Below are 18233 nucleotides of genomic sequence, written 5' to 3'. Positions count from 1 at the left end.
CGCTTCAGTCCACCCACACTCGGGCCAGGCATCTATGGGTGTACGGGCCGGGCGAGTCGGTGAACGCGGTGCGGCCGTGCAGCACGACGGTGTTGTCCAGCCAGAGAAGGTCTCCCGGGCGCAGGGGAATGCGCAGGACGGTGCGCGGGTCGGACAGGATCCGGTCGACGGCGTCGAGGGCCGCCTGCTCGTCGGGGGTCAGGGGCGCGTCGGCCTCGTGCTGGGCGCGTTCGATCCCACGCCTGTTGTAGTGCACGCGCAGGTCGGCGCCGTGCCGCTGGAAGACGGGGCGGAGCCGGTCGAAGCCGGTTCCCCGGCCGAAACGGAAGTCCTGGTAGAGGCGGGGCAGGGCCCACGGGCTGTCGGTGAGCAGCCTGTTGTGCACGGTATGGCCGCTGGCCAGCAGCGTCTCCCCGCCTTGTGCCGCCTGTCGCACGCACAACAGCCCCAGCAGTCTTGGCGGACGGGGTGCCGGGGTCCGGTCGGTGTGCAGGGCCAGAGCGAGGTCGGTCTTGCCCAGCCCGGCGTTGTCGGTCACGGTGACGAGGTCACCGGGGTCCGCCGGCCTGGGAGTGCCCAGCAGGGCGGCGAGTTGCCGGCACCTTGCGACGCACTCCTGGTCGGCGCGGCCGGCCACCGGAAAGCCTCGGATCACGACGAACCCGCGGCCGTTCCGCAGGCGCTGGGTGACACGCCTGGCCAGGTCCGCCAGTGCCGTCCCGGAGCGTGCACCAGCGGGTCCCGTGTCTTCTCTGCGGCCGTCCAGTGCGTGCGAGCAGGCGGGCGGCAGTTGGAGCAGCCAGTCGGCTTCGCCGAGGGTGTGTCCGTTCCACGCCGTGGGTGCTTCGACCGGGGCGGGGTGGGTCATCTGCTCACCTTTCCGCGGCGGTTGCCTGCCGACAGGTTCCGTCACCGTCCAGGAACGTACCGGACGGTGGAGGCCGAGTGCAGCCCCCCGATGCGAACGCTGAATTCAGTGGAAGCCCCCGTCAGGACCCGACGTACGCGGCCAGATGCTCCCCGGTGAGCGTGGAACGGGCGGCCACGAGATCGGCCGGTGTGCCCTCGAAGACGACGCGGCCGCCGTCGTGGCCCGCGCCGGGGCCGAGGTCGATGATCCAGTCGGCGTGGGCCATGACCGCCTGGTGGTGCTCGATGACGACGACCGACCTGCCGGAGTCGACGAGCCGGTCGAGCAGGCCGAGCAGGTGCTCGACGTCGGCGAGGTGGAGGCCGGCGGTCGGCTCGTCGAGTACGTAGACAAGGCCATTGCCGCTCTTCTCGCCCATGTGCGCGGCCAGTTTGAGCCGTTGCCGCTCGCCGCCGGACAGCGTGGTGAGCGGCTGGCCGAGGCTGAGGTAGCCGAGCCCGACGTCGGCGAGCCGCTCCAGGATCCTGTGCGCGGCCGGTGTGCGGGCCTCGCCGGTGCCGAAGAACTCCTCGGCCTCGGCCACCGGCATGGCGAGCACCTCGCTGATGTCGCGCCCGCCGAGGCGGTACTCCAGCACCGACGCCTGGTACCGCCTCCCCTCGCACTCCTCGCAGACGGTGGCGACGCCGGCCATCATCGCCAGGTCGGTGTAGACCACGCCCGCGCCGTTGCATGTGGGGCACGCGCCCTCGGAGTTGGCGCTGAACAGCGCCGGCTTCACGTCGTTGGCCTTCGCGAACGCCTTGCGGATCGGGTCGAGCAGCCCGGTGTACGTCGCCGGGTTGCTCCGCCGGGAACCGCGGATCGCGGCCTGGTCGACGGACACCACGCTCGCGCCGGGCGCCCCCGACTGCCGGCACAGCGACCCGTGCACGAGCGAGCTCTTGCCGGAGCCGGCGACGCCGGTGACGACGGCGAGCACGCCGAGCGGGATGTCGACGTCGACGCCGCGCAGGTTGTGCGTCGTCGCGCCGCGGATCGGCAGCCTGCCGGTGGGCTTGCGCACCGTCTTCTTGAGGGCTGCCCGGTCGTCGAGGTGCCGGCCGGTGACGGTGCCGCCCGCCCGCAGCCCCTCGACCGTGCCCTCGAAGCAGACGGTGCCGCCCGCCTGGCCGGCGCCGGGGCCGAGGTCCACGACGTGGTCGGCGATCGCGATCACCTCCGGCTTGTGCTCCACGACGAGCACCGTGTTGCCCTTGTCCCGCAGCCGCAGCAGCAGTTCGTTCATCCGCTGGATGTCGTGGGGGTGCAGGCCCGTGGTGGGTTCGTCGAAGACGTAGGTGACGTCGGTGAGCGAGGAGCCGAGGTGGCGGATCATCTTGACGCGCTGGGCCTCGCCGCCCGACAGGGTGCCCGACGGCCGGTCGAGCGCGAGGTAGCCCAGGCCGATCTCCGTGAACGAGTCGAGGGTGTGCAGCAGTTTGGCGAGCAGCGGGGCCACCGAGGGCTCCTTGAGGCCGCGGACCCAGTCGGCCAGGTCGCTGATCTGCATCGCGCATGCGTCGGCGATGGTGATCCGCTTGATCTTCGACGACCTGGCCCCTTCACCGAGCCGGGTGCCGTTGCAGTCGGGGCAGGTGGTGAAGGCGACTGCTCTCTCCACGAATTCACGGATGTGCGGCTGCATCGCCTCCTTGTCCTTGGCGAGCATCGACTTCCGGATCCGCGGGATCAGCCCCTCGTAGGTCATGTTGATGCCCGCGATCTTCATCCGGACCGGCTCGCGGTGGAGGAAGTCGTGCAGTTCCTTCTTGGTGTACTTGCGGATCGGCTTGTCCGCGTCGTAGAAGCCCGACTCGCTGTAGAGCCGGTAATTCCAGCCGCCCGCCTTGTAGCCGGGGACGGTGATCGCGCCCTCGGCCAGCGACTTGGAGTCGTCGTAGAGCTGAGCGAGGTCGAGGTCGGAGACCGTGCCCCGGCCCTTACAGCGCGGGCACATGCCGCCGGTGCGGGAGAAGGTCGCCTTCACCGTCTTCTTCGTGCCGCGCTCGACCGTGATCGCACCGCTCGCCTTGACCGAGGGGACGTTGAAGGCGAAGGCGCTCGGCGGGCCGATGTGGGGTTTCCCGAGCCGGCTGAAGAGGATGCGCAGCATCGCGTTGGCGTCGGTGGCGGTGCCGACGGTGGAGCGGGGGTCGGCGCCCATCCGTTGCTGGTCGACGATGATCGCGGTGGTCAGGCCGTCGAGGACGTCGACGTCGGGCCGCGCGAGGGTGGGCATGAAGCCCTGGACGAAGGCGCTGTAGGTCTCGTTGATCAGCCGCTGCGACTCCGCGGCGATCGTGTCGAACACCAGGGAGCTCTTGCCCGAGCCGGAGACGCCGGTGAACACGGTCAGCCGCCGCTTGGGGATCTCGATGCTGACGTCCTTGAGATTGTTCTCGCGCGCACCGTGCACGCGGATCAGTTCGTGGCTGTCGGCAGCGTGCTGCGCGGGCGGCTTCGTGGCGGCCTTCTTCGCGGCCTTGCTCATGGTGTCTCCGTCCGGTGGATTTGCGCCCCGTCAGGGGCGCGGGGAACTGCGCGACCAGCCACGACTGGCCCGCAGTCGACGCACTGCCCAGGGGCCGGGGCGAAGCCCCAGTCGCTACTGCCGGGGCTGGGTGAAGCGGAGCATGTTGCCGGCCGGGTCGCGGAAGGCGCAGTCGCGGACGCCGTAGTGCTGGTCCATCGGCTCCTGGAGGACCTCGCCGCCGGCGGCCCGGATGCGCTCGAAGGTGGCGTCGCAGTCGTCGGTGGAGAAGATCACGCCGCGCAGCATGCCCTTGGCCAGCAGTTCCGCCATCGCCTGCTTGTCGGCCGGCGAGGCGTTGGGGTTGGCGAGCGGCGGCTCGAGGACGATCTGCACGTCCGGCTGCTCGGGCGACCCGACGGTCACCCAGCGCATGCCCTCGAACGCGACGTCGCCGCGCACCTCCAAACCGAGGGTGTCGCGGTAGAAGGCGAGTGCCTTGTCATGGTCGTCGACTGCGATGAAGCACTGGGAAAGCTTGATGTTCATGCCCCCGACGCTACGAGGCGGCGGCGGATTCCGCTTCTCCGATCCTGACCGGTTCGCCGTTCCTGCGCGGCCGCGTGAAGATCTTGGCGACGCACGCCGGGATCGCGGCCCCCGCCTCGTGGTTGCGGGCCCGGTAGGCGCTGGGGCTCTCGCCGACCAGCTCGGTGAAGCGCGAGCTGAACGACCCCAGCGAGGTGCAGCCGACGGCGAAGCAGATCTCCGTCACGCTCAGGTCGCCCCGTCGCAGCAGTGCTTTCGCCCGCTCGACGCGCCGGGTCATCAGATAGCTGTAGGGCGTCTCCCCGAAGGCGGCGCGGAAGCTGCGCGAGAAGTGCCCGGGCGACATGAGGGCGACGTTCGCCAGCGCCGGAACGTCCAGCGGCTGCGCGTAGTCGCGGTCCATCGCGTCCCGGGCGCGGCGCAGCCGCACCAGATCCTCCAGGTTCATGCGCACCAGCATCGCACGGCGGCGCCGGCCCGCCCCGGGACCGGACGCAGGCCATGGCGTGCCGGAAGCCATGGCCTGCGCTTGACGAGCCGGGCGCCGAGCAGGAAACTCACCGCGTGATGAATTATGGCGAGGGGCCCGCCCCCGCGATCTGTGCCACCGGCCTGACGGTCGTCCGCGGTGGCCGTACCGTCCTGCACGGTCTCGATCTCGACGTCCCGCGAGGTTCGATCACCGGACTGCTCGGCCCCAGCGGCTGCGGCAAGACCACGCTGCTGCGCTCGGTCGTCGGCGTGCAGCGCGTGGCCGGGGGACGGGTGGAGGTGCTCGGCAGCCCGGCCGGAAGCGCCGTGCTGCGCGACCGGGTCGGGTACGTCACCCAGGCGCCCTCCGTCTACAACGACCTCAGCGTCGCCGAGAACCTCCGCTACTTCGCGGCCGTCCTCGGCGCACCGCCCTCCGACCCCGACCGCGTGATCGCCCAGGTCGGCCTCGGCTCCCACGCGCACGCCCTGGTCGCCCGGCTCTCCGGCGGCCAGCGGGCCCGCGTCTCGCTGGCCGCGGCCCTGCTCGGCACCCCCGAACTGCTCGTCCTGGACGAGCCCACGGTCGGCCTGGACCCGGTCCTCCGCCAGGACCTCTGGCAGCTGTTCCGGCAACTCGCCGACGGGGGCGCCGCGCTGCTGGTCTCCAGTCACGTCATGGACGAGGCCACTCGCTGCGACCGTCTCCTGCTGATGCGCGACGGACGGCTGCTCGCCGACGACACCCCCGCGGAACTGCTGCGCAGGACCGGGGCGCCCGACGTCGACAGCGCCTTCCTCGCCCTCGTCGCCCAGGACCCGGGCGCAGCCGCCGTCGTCCCCTCCGGAGAAGCCTCGTGAACGCCACCCGCACCGTCGCCACCGCCCGCCGGGTCCTGGCCCAACTCCGGCACGACCCGCGCACCATCGCGATGCTGCTCGTGGTGCCCTGTGTGCTGCTCGCCCTGCTCCGGTACATGTTCGACCAGCAGCCCCAGCTCTTCGACCGCGTCGGAGCGGCGCTGCTGGGGATCTTTCCGCTGCTGGTGATGTTCCTGGTCACCTCGGTCGCGATGCTGCGCGAGCGCACCACCGGCACGCTGGAGCGGCTGCTCACCATGCCCCTGGGCCGGCTGGACCTGCTGCTCGGGTACGCCCTCGCCTTCGGCCTGGTCGCCCTGGTGCAGGCGGTGCTCGCCTCGGCGCTGACCCTCGGGCTGCTGGGGCTGAAGGTGGCGGGCCCGGCCTGGCTGCTCTTCGCGGTGGCGGTCGGCGACGGCCTGCTGGGCATGGCGCTCGGCCTGCTGGTCTCGGCGTTCGCGGCCACAGAGTTCCAGGCGGTGCAGTTCCTGCCCGCCGTGATCCTGCCGCAGCTGCTGCTGTGCGGACTCTTCGTCCCGCGCGCGAGCATGGCGGCCGTGCTGCGCTGGGTCTCGGACGTGCTGCCGCTCTCGTACGCGGTCGATGCGATGACCAGGCTGACCGCCACCACGGGCGTCGGCGCCCTGCTGGTACGGGACTTGGCCGTCATCGCGGGCGCGGCCCTGCTCGCGCTGGCGCTCGGTGCGGCCACGCTCCGCCGCCGCACGGCTTAGGGCTTGGAGCCAGCGGATTTGGCATACCGCGAAAATATCCACACCTTCCATGCGTGCGCCCTCACCTGCCGGTGATCTTGGCCAGTGCCCCCGCGTTCACGCGAGGGGTGTAGGCAATCCCAGGATTGCTCTGACCTCAGCTTGAGGACTGGTCTGAACTGTCCACCTCGGCCGGGTTATACGGGGTGCCGCTTGTTCTCGATGTACTGGCGTACGACGGTCAGCGGTGCTCCGCCAGAGCTCCCTGCGAAGGAGGAGTGGGACCAGAACCGGCCGTGCATGATGGCGCGGTTGACTTGGCCGGTGCACTCGAAGTGCAGGCGGCGGGAGGAGACGCCCTTGAGGCTGTTGACCAGCTTTGAGAGCTGGACTTTCGGTGGGTAGTGCACCAGCAGGTGCACATGGTCCAGCTCGCCGTTGAACTCTTTCAGCTCCGCCTCGAAGTCCTCGCACAGGTTACGCATGATCTCTTCGCAGCTTTCCAGCGAGGTGACACACACCAACGCTGGTACGCTCAACGAACCAGGCCAACGAGCAGGGTGTGGAGGGAAGTTGAAGCGTCAGCGTGGCCACAAGTCCCGGCTCTTCCTCACCCCCGCTCAGGAACTGGCCACAGAGGACCAGGGGCACACAGCCCGCACCATGTGGAACCTTATCCACGACTGGTGGACGATGCTCCCCAAGGACAAGCGGAACCTGGTCGCCGCCGATCAGGCGATACGCCAGGGCCGCAAAGATCTCACCTGGCTCGCCGCCCTTCCCGCCCAGGCCGCGCAAGCCGTCCTCAAGACGTACTTCCAGGCGTGGCGCAACTGCTGGGAAGGACGAGCCGACGAGCCGAACTTCAAGAGCCGCTTCCGGTCGAAGATGGCCATCGACATCCCCCAGGGCCGCGACCTTCAGATCGTGCGCCTGAACCGCCGGTGGGGCCGGATGTGGGCACCGAAGATCGGGCACGTCCTGTTTCGCTGGACCAAGAACCTCCCGGTCGGCAAACGCGCCGACAAGCAGAACAAAGTCACCGGTGCCCGGCTCGTTCGGGAAGCCGACGGCTGGTATGTCGTCTTCCGTGTCCAGACTGAGGTACCCGAGCCTGCCGGGCATACCGGGCCGGCTGTGGGCATCGACCGGGGCATCGCCAAGCCCCTGGCCCTCTCGGACGGCACGTTCCGCGAGCACGGCCCGTGGGCGACCGCCGGGGAGACCAAACGTCTGCGCCGCCTGGAGAAAGCCGCTGCCCGGAAAAAGCGAGCCCGCAAGCCGGGCGAGAAGACCAGCGCCCGTCTCAGCCGCACGTACGACCAGATCGCCCAGCTCCGCGCAAAAGCCAAGCGCCGAGCGGTCGACTGGCAGCACAAGACCACCACCGAGATCGCCGAGACCTTCTCGCGTATCGGGGTGGAAGACCTGGTCATCCCCAACATGGTCAAGTCCGCCAAGGGGACCGTGGAATCCCCCGGCAGGAACGTCCGCCAGAAGGCCGGACTCAACCGCGCCATCGCCGGGGAGGCATGGGGCCGCACGGTGACGATACTTGAGTACAAGGCAGCCCAGCGCGGTGGCATCGTCGTCAAGGTTCCGGCCCCGAACACCTCGCGCCGCTGCTCGGCGTGCGGCCTCGCCACCCCCGGCAGCCGGGAGACGCAGGCCCGCTTCGTCTGCAAGGCCGGGTGCGGGTACGAGGCCAACGCGGACACCAATGCAGCACGCAATATTGATCACGCCGCCGGATCGGCGGTGTCAGGACGTGGAGCCGGAGCCGATGGGCAGGCTACGAAGCGTCAACCAACCACTCAGCTGCACGCGGCCTGAGAAGGGATTCCGCCCCGTTCACGCGGCGGAGGAGATCAATGGTACGCCAAGTGGCACGGCTACGGCTCCGCCGAGCTCTCCCGCGACTTCGCGTTCCGGGCCGCTGCAACTGCGCCCCGCGGCAGCCTGCTCACCGTGCTCCCGCTCCTCGACTGGTACGAGGCCAACAACGACGAGGCGCCCGCCGAGGCCTACGGCTGGCCGGAGGCCACCGCCCTCGTCGACGCCGCCCTGGCCGACGTGGCGGCGGCCCGCCCCGACCACCCGCGGCTGGCCGAAGTCCGGCACCTGCTGGCGTACTTCCTCGCCAAGGCCGGCCGCCACGAGGCGGCCCTGATCCAGTTCCGGCTGGTGGACGGCCACGTGAACGCAGTGCCGTGGCGTTACTACAAGCACCCGGCGAAGGCCTTCTGCGCCGTCCGCGACAAGGCGCTCAAGGGGGCCCTGAGCGGGAGCCGCTCGTAGCTGCCCGTCCTTGACCGGCCATTGATGTGCCCGCCGTGCGGTATCGCACGGCGGGCACGGTCGTATCGGCTCAGCCGGTGAAGGCGGTCAGACCGTTGGGCGTTCCCCAGCCGGTCGGGCCGTCGTAGCCGGGCCCGGCGGTGCACAGGTAGGAGGGGGAGCACGTGGTCGTCGCGCCGTTGGTCACGTCGTTGAGCGCGCCCGTGTTCGCGTACGGGAACGAGGCGGGGTACGAGCCGGCGGACGGGGTGCCGGAGTCGGCGTACACGCTCGCGATGATCGGCGAAGCGGCGCTGGTGCCGCCGTAGACGCTCCAGCCGGAGCCGCCGTAGGTCTGGTACACGGCGACTCCGGTGGCCGGGTCGGCGACGGCGGAGACGTCGGCGACCGTGCGCTGGGCGCAGCCGCTGTCCGCCTGCCAGGCGGGCTTGGTGTCGTAGGCCGAGCAGCCGGAGCCGCCGCCCTCGGTGGCGCTGGTGGACCAGACGCTCTCGCTCCAACCGCGGCTGCTGGAGTCGCGCTTGAGGGCGGTGCCGCCCACGGCGGTGACGTACTGCGAGGCAGCCGGGTACTCGACGCCGTAGCCGCCGTCACCGGAGGAAGCGGTGATGGCGACGCCGGGGTGGTTGTAGTAGCTCTCGTCGTAAGAGGTGTCCGAGGCCGACTCGGGCCCGCCGTAGCTGTTGGAGACGAACTTCGCGCCGAGCCGCACGGCGGTGTTGACCGCTGTGCCCAGGTCGGCCGTGCTCGCGGTTCGCGCCTCGACGAGGATGATGTGGGCGTTCGGTGCGATCGCGGAGACCATGTCCAGGTCGAGGGAGATCTCCCCGGACCAGCCCGTGTTGTTGCGCGGGTAGCTGGTGCCGCCGTGCTCGTCGACCTTCTGGAAGCACCCGTTGCCCGTGGTGCAGGCGGGCAGCCCGTACTGGCTGCGATAAGTGGCCAGGTCCGACTCGGCGTTGGGGTCGTTGTAGGCGTCGACGATGGCGATGGTCTGCCCGCTGCCGCCGCCGGACGGCAGATTGTAGGCGCTCTGCAGGTCGGCGGGTCCGTAGCCGGAGGGGGTGGCGTCGGCGGTGACGCCGAGCGGTCTGACGTGCTGGCGCGCGTTGGTCACACGCAGGGCGTTGCAGGCCATGGCGCCCGGTGCGGTGGCCTTCGCGCAGGAGCGGACCCACGCGGCGCCGTGCGAGAAACCGGAGGCGGTCTGCGCTTCGGCGGGGGCCGAGGCGACGAGGCCGGAGAGGGTGAGCGCGGCGGCTCCGAGGATGGCGAGGGCGGTGCGGCGGGGGGCATCGGATCTGTGCCGTGCCGATATGCGGTAGCGCAACGTACGTCCTCCTGAGGCTGATTGACCCGGTGGGCGGGTTGCGCAGACCGTAGTTTTGTCGGTGAACGGTCAACAAGAGGAAGGGGTGGATCCTGGGGAATCCTTGATCGGTTCATGACGATCGGCGGGTGGATCGGCCCCTGCCTGTTGGCAGGCCCCCTGCGTCCCGGACCCGGTCGGGGTGGTGGAAGATGATCATCCGCGCACCGGACCGCTCCTGTGGCCCGGCGCGAACGTGAATTCTGGGACAGGCAGGTGGAAGTGACGCACCATAACCTCGATGGCCGCGGTTGCAGACCCGGACCCAGGGCGGCGGGCCACTGCCCCGCCCCGCGCCGCGGGCGGGCAGGGGGAGGCCGGTGAACCGGGCCCTGACCCTGCACGACGCCATCGTCGCCGGCATCGCGGTGGCCGCGGGGCTGGCCGCGGCGCTCGTCCTGCGGGTGATCCTGCGCTGGCTCGCCGAGCGGGCCCGCCGGACGCGGTGGAGCGGGGACGACATCATCGTGGACCTGCTGCGTACGTCCGTGCCGTGGGCCGCGGTCGCGGCCGGCGTCGCGGCAGGGGCCGCGGTCCTGCCGCTGAACCGCACCGTCGGACACACGGTCAACCAGGTGCTGACGGTCGTCGTGATCTTCACGGTGACCCTCACCGTGGCCCGCGTCGTCGCCGGGCTGGTGCACTCCGTGGCGCAGTCCCGCTCGGGCGTGGCGGGATCGGCCACGATATTCGTCAACATCACGCGGATCGCGGTGCTGGCGATGGGCTTCCTCATCGTCCTGCAGACGCTCGGCATATCCATCGCCCCGCTGCTCACCGCCCTCGGCGTGGGCGGCCTGGCGATCGCTCTGGCGCTGAAGGACACGCTGGCCAACCTCTTCGCCGGCGTGCACATCCTCGTGTCGAAGACCGTCCAGCCCGGCGACTACATCCGCCTCAGCAGCGGCGAAGAGGGCTACGTCGTCGACATCGACTGGCGCAACACCGTGGTGGAGCAGCTGGCGAAGACCTTGTCATCATCCCCAACGGCAAGCTCGCCGGCACGAACATGATCAACTTCAGCCGGCCCGAGCAGAAGCTGTCCGTCACGGTGCAGGTGGGCGTCGCCTACGACAGCGACCTCGAAGAGGTCGAGCGGATCACCATCGAGGTCGCCGAGGGCGTGATGAAGGACATCTCCGGCGCCGTCCCCGACCATGAACCGGCCGTCCGCTTCCACACCTTCGGGGACTCCCGGATCGGCTTCACGGTGATCCTCGGAGTGGGCGAATTTAGCGACAAATACCGCATCAAGCACGAGTTCATCAAGCGCCTGCACCAGCGCTACCGCGCCGAGGGCATCCGCATTCCCGCTCCGGAGCGGACCGTCTCGCTGCTGCAGGGGTGAGCCGAGTCAGCAGGCGGGGGCGGACGGCCCGCTCTGGCGGACGAGGTTGTCGTTGGACATCCAGCCCGAGGTGTTCGTGCCGGCCACACGGACCCAAGTCCAGGTGTTGCCGTAGGCGTTGACGACGGAGCAGTGGTACCAGAGCTTCGTACCGGACTTGGCCAGGGTCACGGAGGGGCACATCTCGTAGGGCCCGGTCTGTATGTGGTTGCTGCCGGCCATGAAGCCGTAGGTGCCCGGCTTCGGGTCCGCGTGACTCCAGCCCGTGCAACTCGTCGAAACCGGGCTCGGCTTCGCCTTCTGTGAGGGTGACGCGGACGGAGCCGCGCTGCTCGCCGTCGGGCCCGGTTGCTGCGACGGCGTGGCGGACGGCGAGTGGGTCACCTGACCGCTGGGGGAAGGGGAGTTGCCCCCGTGCCGCACTGCCCGCATCTCGCCACTGCTCGTACCGTCGTGCCCGCCTGCCAAGGCGTAGGTGATGCCGCCTCCGGCGATCACGACGGCGGCGGTCGACGCTGCGATCACGACACGGCGGCGTCGCCGCGCACCGTCGCCGGGCGGCGGGGGAGCCGGGGCCGGCAGGGGGACCGGCGCGGGGCCGAACCCGGGCCCGGGCGCGGGCGTTGAGACGGCGGTGGGCGTGCGGGGACGGTCGGGAACCGGAACCGGTGCGGATGACGCATGGTCCGCCGCCCCTCCCGCAGCGACCTGCTCCAGCATCCGCCGCGCCTGATCGGCGGTGGGCCGCTGCTCCGGCTCCTTCGCCGTCAGCGCCTGCAGCACCGGCGCGAGCGGTCCGGCCCGGCGGGGCTCGGGCAGCGGCTCCTGGACGATCGCCGTCAGCGTGGACCACACGGACGTGCGGCGGAACGGCGAAGCGCCCTCCACGGCCGCGTACAACGTCATGCCGAGCGACCAGATGTCGGACGCGGGACCGGGTTCCCTGCCCTGCGCCCGCTCCGGCGGCAGGTAGTCGAGGGAGCCGACGATCTCACCGCTGCGGGTCAGCTTGGCCATGGCCTCGTCGCCGGTGGCGTCCATGGTGGCGATGCCGAAATCGGTCAGTACGACCCTGCCGCCGTGCTCCAGCAGCACGTTGCCGGGCTTGACGTCCCGGTGCAGCACACCGGCCCGGTGGGCGGCGTCGAGTGCGCCCATCAGCTCGGCCCCGATGGCCGCGGCCTCGTGCGGCTCCAGCGTGCCGCGCTCGGCCAGCACGTCGTCGAGCGAGGGCCCGTCGACGAGCTCCATCACGATGACCGGCAGGCCCTGCTCCTCGGCCACGTCGTGCACGGTGACCACGCCACTGTGCCGGATACGGGCGGCGGCCTGCGCCTCCCGCTGCATCCGGGCCCGCAGGTCGGCCAGTTCGGACACGGAGGCGTCGGTGTAGGCCCGCAGGACCTTGACGGCGACCTCGCGGTTGAGCAGTTCGTCCACCGCCCGGGCGACCACTCCCATGCCGCCGCGGCCGATCACCGCGGTGACGCGGTAGCGCCCCCCGAGTACCTGTCCGACCAGCTCTCCGCCGTTGGCCTCCCCCGCTGTCACCGCATGCTCCGTTCCTCGTGCTCGATGCGTCCCGACATGGCGCGCACCAGGGTAGAGGCACGGGCCGGCACCGACCGGACCGGGCTGCCGTGAAAGGCCCGGCGGACGCACGAAACCCCGTCCTGCACTCCCACGGAGTGCACGACGGGGCCGGCGGTGGGGACTACTCGGACTCCGCGTCTTCTTCGGGGAGGATGAACCCCCGAACCGTGGCGGGCCGCCCATTCATGCCTTGAGCCGCCTCGGCTTGAGCCGTACGCATGGCTCGCACGAGCCCCTCGTACCTGGGGTCGATCCACTCGGTCACGTTGTACCTCCCGTGCCCGGCAGCGTACGGCGTTCGGCCTTTGCCAGTCAGGTGCCCGGCTTCTTTGGGATGGGCTGGATGGCGCACTCGGGGGCATGCTGGCAGTTCGCTGCCACGGGCACGCGCTCGTCACCGGGAGCGTGCCACAACTCCGCGTCCACCGGGAACCCGGCCTCCTCGATCATCGCCCGGGTCCGGTCCAGGATCTCCGGGTCGTAGTGAGTCGGGTCGTAGCCCGGGGAGTGATGAACGAATCCGCCGTGCTGCTCGCACAGTTCGGCATACACCCGTGTGTGCACGATCAGGGCGTGCCATCCCTCGTCGACCACCCTCGACGGCGCCAGGGCAACTTCGGGGAACCGGGCTCCCGTGACGACGAACTTCAGCGCTTCGTCCACGATCCGTTTGGCCGTCGGCTCCTGCATGCCAGGGTTGTTGTCGATGACGGTTGCGACGACACCCCCGAACGCTGCAGGAGTGAGTGATGCGCGTACGTCGTTCATCTGCGTACCTACCTGTTGTGACACGTCACAGACCCGTCCTGCGACTCCGCTCGTCGGCCTCGAAGACCTTGGTGCTCTGTTCGTCTTGAACCTGCGCCGCCGGACCCCGGTAGTCGGGGTACCTCGGGCTGCCGCACCGGCATCTCGGCCACCTGAGACTGCTGCCCGGAGCAAGGTCCGCACCCTCGGGACCACCTTCGGCAGCCTTGCCCACCAGCAGTACCCCGCCAACGCCGAAGGCCTCGGAGAGTTGCGAGAGGAAGCGCCTGCTTTCCCCACTGCTCATGCGGCCAGTCGCTCCGCTGTTGTCCGTCTCGCTCCCGCCCGTCATGCCCACCCTCCCGATCGATGCCGTGTTGATGCGGTGACCGTAGGAATCGGGGAGCGCCGAGCTCCACAAACTTGCACAGGCTTGCACACCAATTCGCTTGGCCCGTTGCGGTATTGACGCCATCTCCCCAGGTCGAAGAAGCTGGTGCAAGTCCTAGCAAGTGCCTAAGACCAGGGGGGCCTGCCATGGCCGTAGAGTTCGTTGGGATCGACCCCGACACCGACCGGGACCACTGCCCCACCGTGTGGGCGGACGCGGAAGCTCGGGAGATCTTGTTGCAGGGGTGGAAACCGACCCCCGAGACTCAGGTGGAGTGCGAGGGAGCCAGTCCCGCGAATGGTCCCGTGCCCGACAGTGAGGCCATCATCAGGATTCCGGCCCGGATGATTCCGATGATCAGGGAGGCGTGCGATGCCGTCGAGCGCGCCCAGCTTCGCTGAGCTGCTTGGCCAGTGCGAGCGATCCGCGGTCCACTTGGAACTTCGCGACTCCTACGCCACCACGGACCGGTTCGAGGCGTGGAAGCGTGGGGAGCGGATCAACTGGGAGGATCGCGAGTCCTGGTGGCATCCCTATGACCAGTTGACTGCCGACACAGTGGCCAGAGGCGTGGTGATCCGCAGGGCTCGGATGGTCTCCGAGCCGGTATCGGACTACATCAGGTGGGAGCACTACGTCACCCATGCCAACGTCACGGCCGGGGAGCAAGTGCGCTGGCTGCCGCGGCGGCGGGCCACGGTCATCCCCCTGCCGGGGAACGACTTCTGGTTGTTCGATGACGCGCTGCTCCGGGTGCACCACTTCTCGGGTGACGGCGTGGTGGTGGAGGACGAGATCACGGCAGACCCGGAAGCCGTGAAGCTGTGCTCCGCCGCCTTCGAAGCAGTCTGGGAACAAGCGATCCCGCACCATCAGTACAAGGTCTGACGAAAGCCGGCTCCATGCCCCCGCACCCCTCTTCACGTGTTCAGAAGGCCCGCGAGAAACTTGCGGGTCACCTGCGTGAGATCCGCAAGGACGCGGGGATCAGCGGGCGGGAGCTGGCTGCCAGGTGCAACTGGTCGGAGTCGAAGTCATCCCGGATCGAGAACGCCAAGACGCCTCCCTCCGACGCTGATATTCGAGCATGGTGCCGGGCCTGCTCCGCCGATGGGCAGGCCCCCGATCTGATCGCGGCCAACCGGCAGTCCGCCGAAGCGCATGTGGAGTGGAAGCGGCTTCAGCGGAGCGGCCTCCGGCATCTGCAAGAGACAACCGGGGACCTGTACCAACGGACCAAGACCTTCCGCGTCTACGTATCCGACGTGATTCCCGGCTTCCTCCAGATCCCGGGGTACGCCTCTGCGCTGCTGTCGTCCATCGCGGACTTCCGAGGCACCCCGGATGACGTGAGCGACGCAGTGGCGGCCCGTATACGGCGCAACGAGGTGCTGAACAACGGCGCACGCCGGTTCTCCTTCGTGTTGGAAGAGTCGGTCCTGCGGTATCGGGTGTGCAGTGCCCAAACCATGGCGGCGCAGCTCGGCCACTTGCTCGGGGTCATGGAACGTCAGAACGTCGCGGTAGGCATCGTCCCGTTCACGGAACAACGGTCCGTGTGGCCCATGCCAACCTTCACGATCTTCGACGACCGGAGGGTGCACGCCGACACTCTGGACGCCGCCTCCACGCTCACCCAGCCCAGCCAGGTCGAGCTGTACGCCCGCGCCTTCGAACGTCTCTCACAGCAGGCCGTACGGGGTGGGGCAGCCCGCGCCCTCATCGCGGACGCGGTGGCATGCCTGGGCTGACCAACCTCCTCCACAGCCACGCTTGTTCTGGCATACCGAGTATGTTTTTGAACTCGGTATGGTTATTGTGATGCCTGTGACAGGGCTTCGCGAGCGCAAGAAGGAACAGACCAGGCAACGGATCGCCACGGTGGCACTGCGGATGTTCACCGAGCGCGGCTTCGACGCAGTGACGGTCAACGAGATCGCCGAGGCCGCCGAGGTGGCCAAGGTGACCCTCTTCGCATACTTCCCGACCAAGGAATCACTCGTCCTCCACGGCGTGGGCGGCGACGACCTCGCCGGCATCGTCGCCCGGCGGCCGGCCGGCCAGACATTCCTGGAGGCACTACGAACGCACCACCTCGCACTCGCTGCCGGACAGCTGGTGCAGTCCGACCTTGACGCGCTGCTCGCGCGCGTGCGCGTGATCCAAGGCAGTCCGGCGCTGCAGAACGCGGCCAACAGTCTGCTCTACCAGCAGCGCCAGGCATTGGCACAGGTCCTGGCCGACGAGTACGGCCCCACGGCAGCCGCGCTCATGGCCGCCCAGATCGCCGCTTCCCTGCTCACCCTCCAGGAGACGTACTTCCAGCGGCTGTTGGGCGGCGCCTGCGCCGAGGACACCGCCCATGCCCTGGCCCAGGACGTGGAACTGGCCTTCGGCCTGCTGGAATGCGGACTCGATCGAGCGGAAAGGCACTGACGTGCGCGCACGCGGCATCAACTACGACACCGGGACCTTCCCCAGCCACCGACTCACCCGAAATACCTTCGACCCCGCCCAAGTCCGGCGCGACATGACAGTGATCGCCGACGACCTGCACTGCGACGCCGTGCGCATCTCCGGGCACGACCCCGAGCGGCTGAGCATCGCAGCCCGGCATGCAGCCGATGCCGGCCTCGAAGTGTGGTTCTCCCCGTTCCCCGCCGACCTTTCCCCGGAACAGATCCTGCCGTTCTTCGCCGACTGCGCACGGCGCGCCGAGGCCCTGCGACAGGACGGCGCGCAGGTGGTGCTCGTCACCGGCTGCGAACTCAGCGCCTTCGCCCATGGATTCCTGCCCGGCGACACCTATCGCGACCGCCTCCACGCCATGGCCACCGCCGACATGCAGTGGTGGGCCTCCCTCGGGCCGGTCCCCGAACGCCTCAACGCCTTCCTCGCCCAAGCCGCGACGACAGTCCGCGCCCACTTCGGTGGGAAGATCACCTACGCCTCCGGCCCCTGGGAACCCGTCGACTGGGACCCGTTCGACCTGGTGAGCATCGACGCCTACCGAACCGCACAGACCACCGACACCTTCCGCGCCCACCTGCGCGAGGCCCTCTCCCATGGCAAGCCCGTCGCCGTCACCGAGTACGGAACCTGCGCCTACCAAGGCGCGGGCGATCTCGGCGGCATGGCCTGGCAACCACCGCAAGGAGCAGTCCCGGACGAGGACGAGCAAGTGCGCTACCTCAACGAACTACTCGACATCTTCGAGGAAGAGAGCGTTGATACCGCACTGTGGTTCTCCTTCGCCAACTACGACAAGCCTCGTGACCGCGACATCGCTTCCTACGGCGTTGTACGCATGCTCGACGAGACCCGCTGGGAACCGAAAAGGGTGTTCCACGCCATGAGTGCCAGACATCAACGTCCGAACGGCCACCTCGACTCACAGTGACGCTCCAGGACTCCGACCGCTCCAGTCCGGCAAGTCCGTCGAGTCCAAGGGAATGGTCCGCTTCACGCCGTCCGCCGGTCAGCGCGGCCGAAGCGCGTCCAGCACCTGCTCGACGTCGTCGACGGTGTTGTAGAGGTGGAACCCGAGTCGGGCCTTGCCCGCTCGGGTGCTTGCGGTGACTCCCGCAGCCGCCAGCTTGTCGGCGTCGGCGTCCAGGGCCACGATGGCGCTGCCCCGCGCGGGCAGGCCGAGGCGTGTGAGAAGGGTGTCGGCCAGGCCCGCGCAGTGGGAGTGGACGGCGGACCGGTCCAGGGAGGCCAGGTACGGCAGGGCGACGGCCGCGCCCAAGTGGGCCAGCCAGACCGGGGAGAGGTCCAAGCGGCGTGCCCCCTTCGCCAGTCGCAGGGGCATGCCGTAGACGGTCTGCATGGGGACTTCCCCCGCGTACCATCCGGCGACGACCGGAACGGTGCGCTCAAGGGCCCGCGGGTGTACCGCTATCCAGGCGGCTCCGCGCGGCGAGAGCAGCCACTTGTATCCGGCGGCGACGACCCAGTCCGCCCAGTCCAGTCGAAGCGGCGTCCAGCCGGCGGCCTGTGTGACGTCCAACACCACGGGAACACCGCTGCGTTCGCGCGCCTCGCGCAGCGCGTCGAGGTCCACGCGGGTGCCGTCCGCGGACTGCACGACGCTCACGGCGGCCACATCGTGGTGGGGGAGGGCCGAGGGCAGCGCGTCGAGCTCCACCTCGGTCACCGTCACGCCGCGGTGCGCCTGCGCCGCGAACGGGAACGTGGTGCTGGTGAACTCCCCTTCGGCCACGAGCACCTTGGCCCCGTCGGGCAGACCGGCGGCGACCGGGGCCAGCAGCTGGGACACGGCCGTGCCCACGGCCACGCGCTCGACCGGGACACCGATGAGGTCGGCATAGCCCTGCCGGGACGAGGCCACCGCCTCGTCGAAGTCGTCCGGCGTATCGGCCCCGCGTCGCCACCGGTCCACACCGGCGGCCACGGCATCGGCGACCGCACCGGGCGGAATGCCGATGCTCGGCGTGTTCAAGTAGCCGCGAGGAACCTCGAATTCCGCTCCGAAGGCATTACGCATACC

18 protein-coding genes and 1 pseudogene are annotated in these 18233 nt (G+C 69.7%); 10 read left to right on the top strand and 9 right to left on the bottom strand.

Annotation, left to right across the window (positions count from 1 at the left end):
* Nucleotides 1-4 precede the first annotated feature (4 nt).
* From ACWD4B_RS01955 to ACWD4B_RS01940, 4 genes are all read right to left on the bottom strand, one after another.
* The gene (locus ACWD4B_RS01955; RefSeq protein ID WP_451418922.1) at nt 5-868 is read right to left on the bottom strand and encodes a TauD/TfdA family dioxygenase; all 864 of its coding nucleotides are present in this window, start codon (nt 866-868) and stop codon (nt 5-7) included.
* A 121-nt stretch (nt 869-989) separates the two neighbouring features.
* The gene (locus tag ACWD4B_RS01950) at nt 990-3404 is read right to left on the bottom strand and encodes an excinuclease ABC subunit UvrA (RefSeq protein ID WP_451418921.1); all 2415 of its coding nucleotides are present in this window, start codon (nt 3402-3404) and stop codon (nt 990-992) included.
* Between the two features lie 114 nt (nt 3405-3518).
* Nucleotides 3519-3932 (bottom strand): VOC family protein, encoded by a 414-nt coding sequence (locus ACWD4B_RS01945; RefSeq protein WP_451418920.1) that lies wholly within the window; start codon nt 3930-3932, stop codon nt 3519-3521.
* A 10-nt stretch (nt 3933-3942) separates the two neighbouring features.
* The gene (locus tag ACWD4B_RS01940; RefSeq protein ID WP_451418919.1) at nt 3943-4380 is read right to left on the bottom strand and encodes a helix-turn-helix domain-containing protein; all 438 of its coding nucleotides are present in this window, start codon (nt 4378-4380) and stop codon (nt 3943-3945) included.
* 116 nt (nt 4381-4496) lie between these two features.
* On the opposite strand from ACWD4B_RS01940, the gene ACWD4B_RS01935 reads away from it, so the two are divergent.
* Nucleotides 4497-5264: an ABC transporter ATP-binding protein gene (locus tag ACWD4B_RS01935; protein ID WP_451418918.1), complete on the top strand. Its 768-nt coding sequence runs from the start codon at nt 4497-4499 to the stop codon at nt 5262-5264.
* Entirely contained in the window at nt 5261-5998 is a 738-nt protein-coding gene (locus tag ACWD4B_RS01930; protein WP_451418917.1) for an ABC transporter permease, read from the top strand. The genes ACWD4B_RS01935 and ACWD4B_RS01930 overlap by 4 nt, the downstream gene beginning before the upstream one ends.
* 176 nt (nt 5999-6174) lie before the next feature.
* Here the strand turns inward: ACWD4B_RS01930 and tnpA are convergent, their stop codons facing one another.
* Entirely contained in the window at nt 6175-6501 is a 327-nt protein-coding gene (tnpA, locus tag ACWD4B_RS01925) for an IS200/IS605 family transposase (protein WP_451418916.1), read from the bottom strand.
* Here tnpA and ACWD4B_RS01920 point away from each other — a divergent pair.
* Nucleotides 6461-7810, top strand: coding sequence for an RNA-guided endonuclease InsQ/TnpB family protein (locus ACWD4B_RS01920; protein WP_451418915.1), 1350 nt, complete (start codon nt 6461-6463; stop codon nt 7808-7810). The two genes, tnpA and ACWD4B_RS01920, sit on opposite strands and share 41 nt — an antisense overlap.
* 135 nt (nt 7811-7945) lie before the next feature.
* A complete protein-coding gene (locus ACWD4B_RS01915; protein WP_451418914.1) occupies nt 7946-8275 on the top strand; it encodes a hypothetical protein in 330 nt (109 codons plus the stop codon).
* Nucleotides 8276-8345: 70 nt separating this feature from the next.
* Here ACWD4B_RS01915 and ACWD4B_RS01910 read toward each other — a convergent pair whose 3' ends face one another.
* The gene (locus ACWD4B_RS01910; protein WP_451418913.1) at nt 8346-9605 is read right to left on the bottom strand and encodes a S53 family peptidase; all 1260 of its coding nucleotides are present in this window, start codon (nt 9603-9605) and stop codon (nt 8346-8348) included.
* Between the two features lie 359 nt (nt 9606-9964).
* Between ACWD4B_RS01910 and ACWD4B_RS01905 the strand changes: the two are divergent.
* A pseudogene (locus tag ACWD4B_RS01905) lies at nt 9965-10992 on the top strand (mechanosensitive ion channel family protein).
* A 6-nt stretch (nt 10993-10998) separates the two neighbouring features.
* Here the strand turns inward: ACWD4B_RS01905 and ACWD4B_RS01900 are convergent.
* Nucleotides 10999-12543, bottom strand: coding sequence for a serine/threonine-protein kinase (locus ACWD4B_RS01900; protein ID WP_451418912.1), 1545 nt, complete (start codon nt 12541-12543; stop codon nt 10999-11001).
* 354 nt (nt 12544-12897) lie between these two features.
* A complete protein-coding gene (locus ACWD4B_RS01895; protein ID WP_451418911.1) occupies nt 12898-13353 on the bottom strand; it encodes a glycine-rich domain-containing protein in 456 nt (151 codons plus the stop codon).
* A 516-nt stretch (nt 13354-13869) separates the two neighbouring features.
* Between ACWD4B_RS01895 and ACWD4B_RS01890 the strand changes: the two genes are divergently transcribed.
* From ACWD4B_RS01890 to ACWD4B_RS01870, 5 genes are all read left to right on the top strand, one after another.
* Nucleotides 13870-14124, top strand: coding sequence for a hypothetical protein (locus ACWD4B_RS01890; RefSeq protein WP_451418910.1), 255 nt, complete (start codon nt 13870-13872; stop codon nt 14122-14124).
* Nucleotides 14096-14611: a DUF6879 family protein gene (locus ACWD4B_RS01885; protein ID WP_451418909.1), complete on the top strand. Its 516-nt coding sequence runs from the start codon at nt 14096-14098 to the stop codon at nt 14609-14611. Before ACWD4B_RS01890 ends, ACWD4B_RS01885 begins: the two co-directional genes overlap by 29 nt.
* A gap of 14 nt (nt 14612-14625) precedes the next feature.
* Nucleotides 14626-15474 carry a helix-turn-helix domain-containing protein gene (locus ACWD4B_RS01880; RefSeq protein WP_451418908.1) on the top strand — a complete coding sequence of 283 codons (849 nt, stop codon included), beginning with the start codon at nt 14626-14628 and terminating at the stop codon, nt 15472-15474.
* A 76-nt stretch (nt 15475-15550) separates the two neighbouring features.
* On the top strand, nt 15551-16159 hold the full coding sequence (locus ACWD4B_RS01875; RefSeq protein WP_451418907.1) for a TetR family transcriptional regulator: 609 nt from the start codon (nt 15551-15553) through the stop codon (nt 16157-16159).
* Nucleotide 16160: 1 nt separating this feature from the next.
* On the top strand, nt 16161-17123 hold the full coding sequence (locus ACWD4B_RS01870) for a hypothetical protein (protein ID WP_451418906.1): 963 nt from the start codon (nt 16161-16163) through the stop codon (nt 17121-17123).
* A 78-nt stretch (nt 17124-17201) separates the two neighbouring features.
* Here the strand turns inward: ACWD4B_RS01870 and ACWD4B_RS01865 are convergent, their stop codons facing one another.
* Complete coding sequence (locus tag ACWD4B_RS01865) at nt 17202-18230, bottom strand: aminotransferase class V-fold PLP-dependent enzyme (protein ID WP_451418905.1); 1029 nt, start codon at nt 18228-18230, stop codon at nt 17202-17204.
* Between the last annotated feature and the right edge of the window lie 3 nt (nt 18231-18233).

Source organism: Streptomyces sp. NPDC002536 (genome assembly GCF_053594995.1).
The sequence above is the reverse complement of the archived record's forward strand: the minus strand, read 5'-3'. Positions and strand labels throughout refer to the sequence as shown.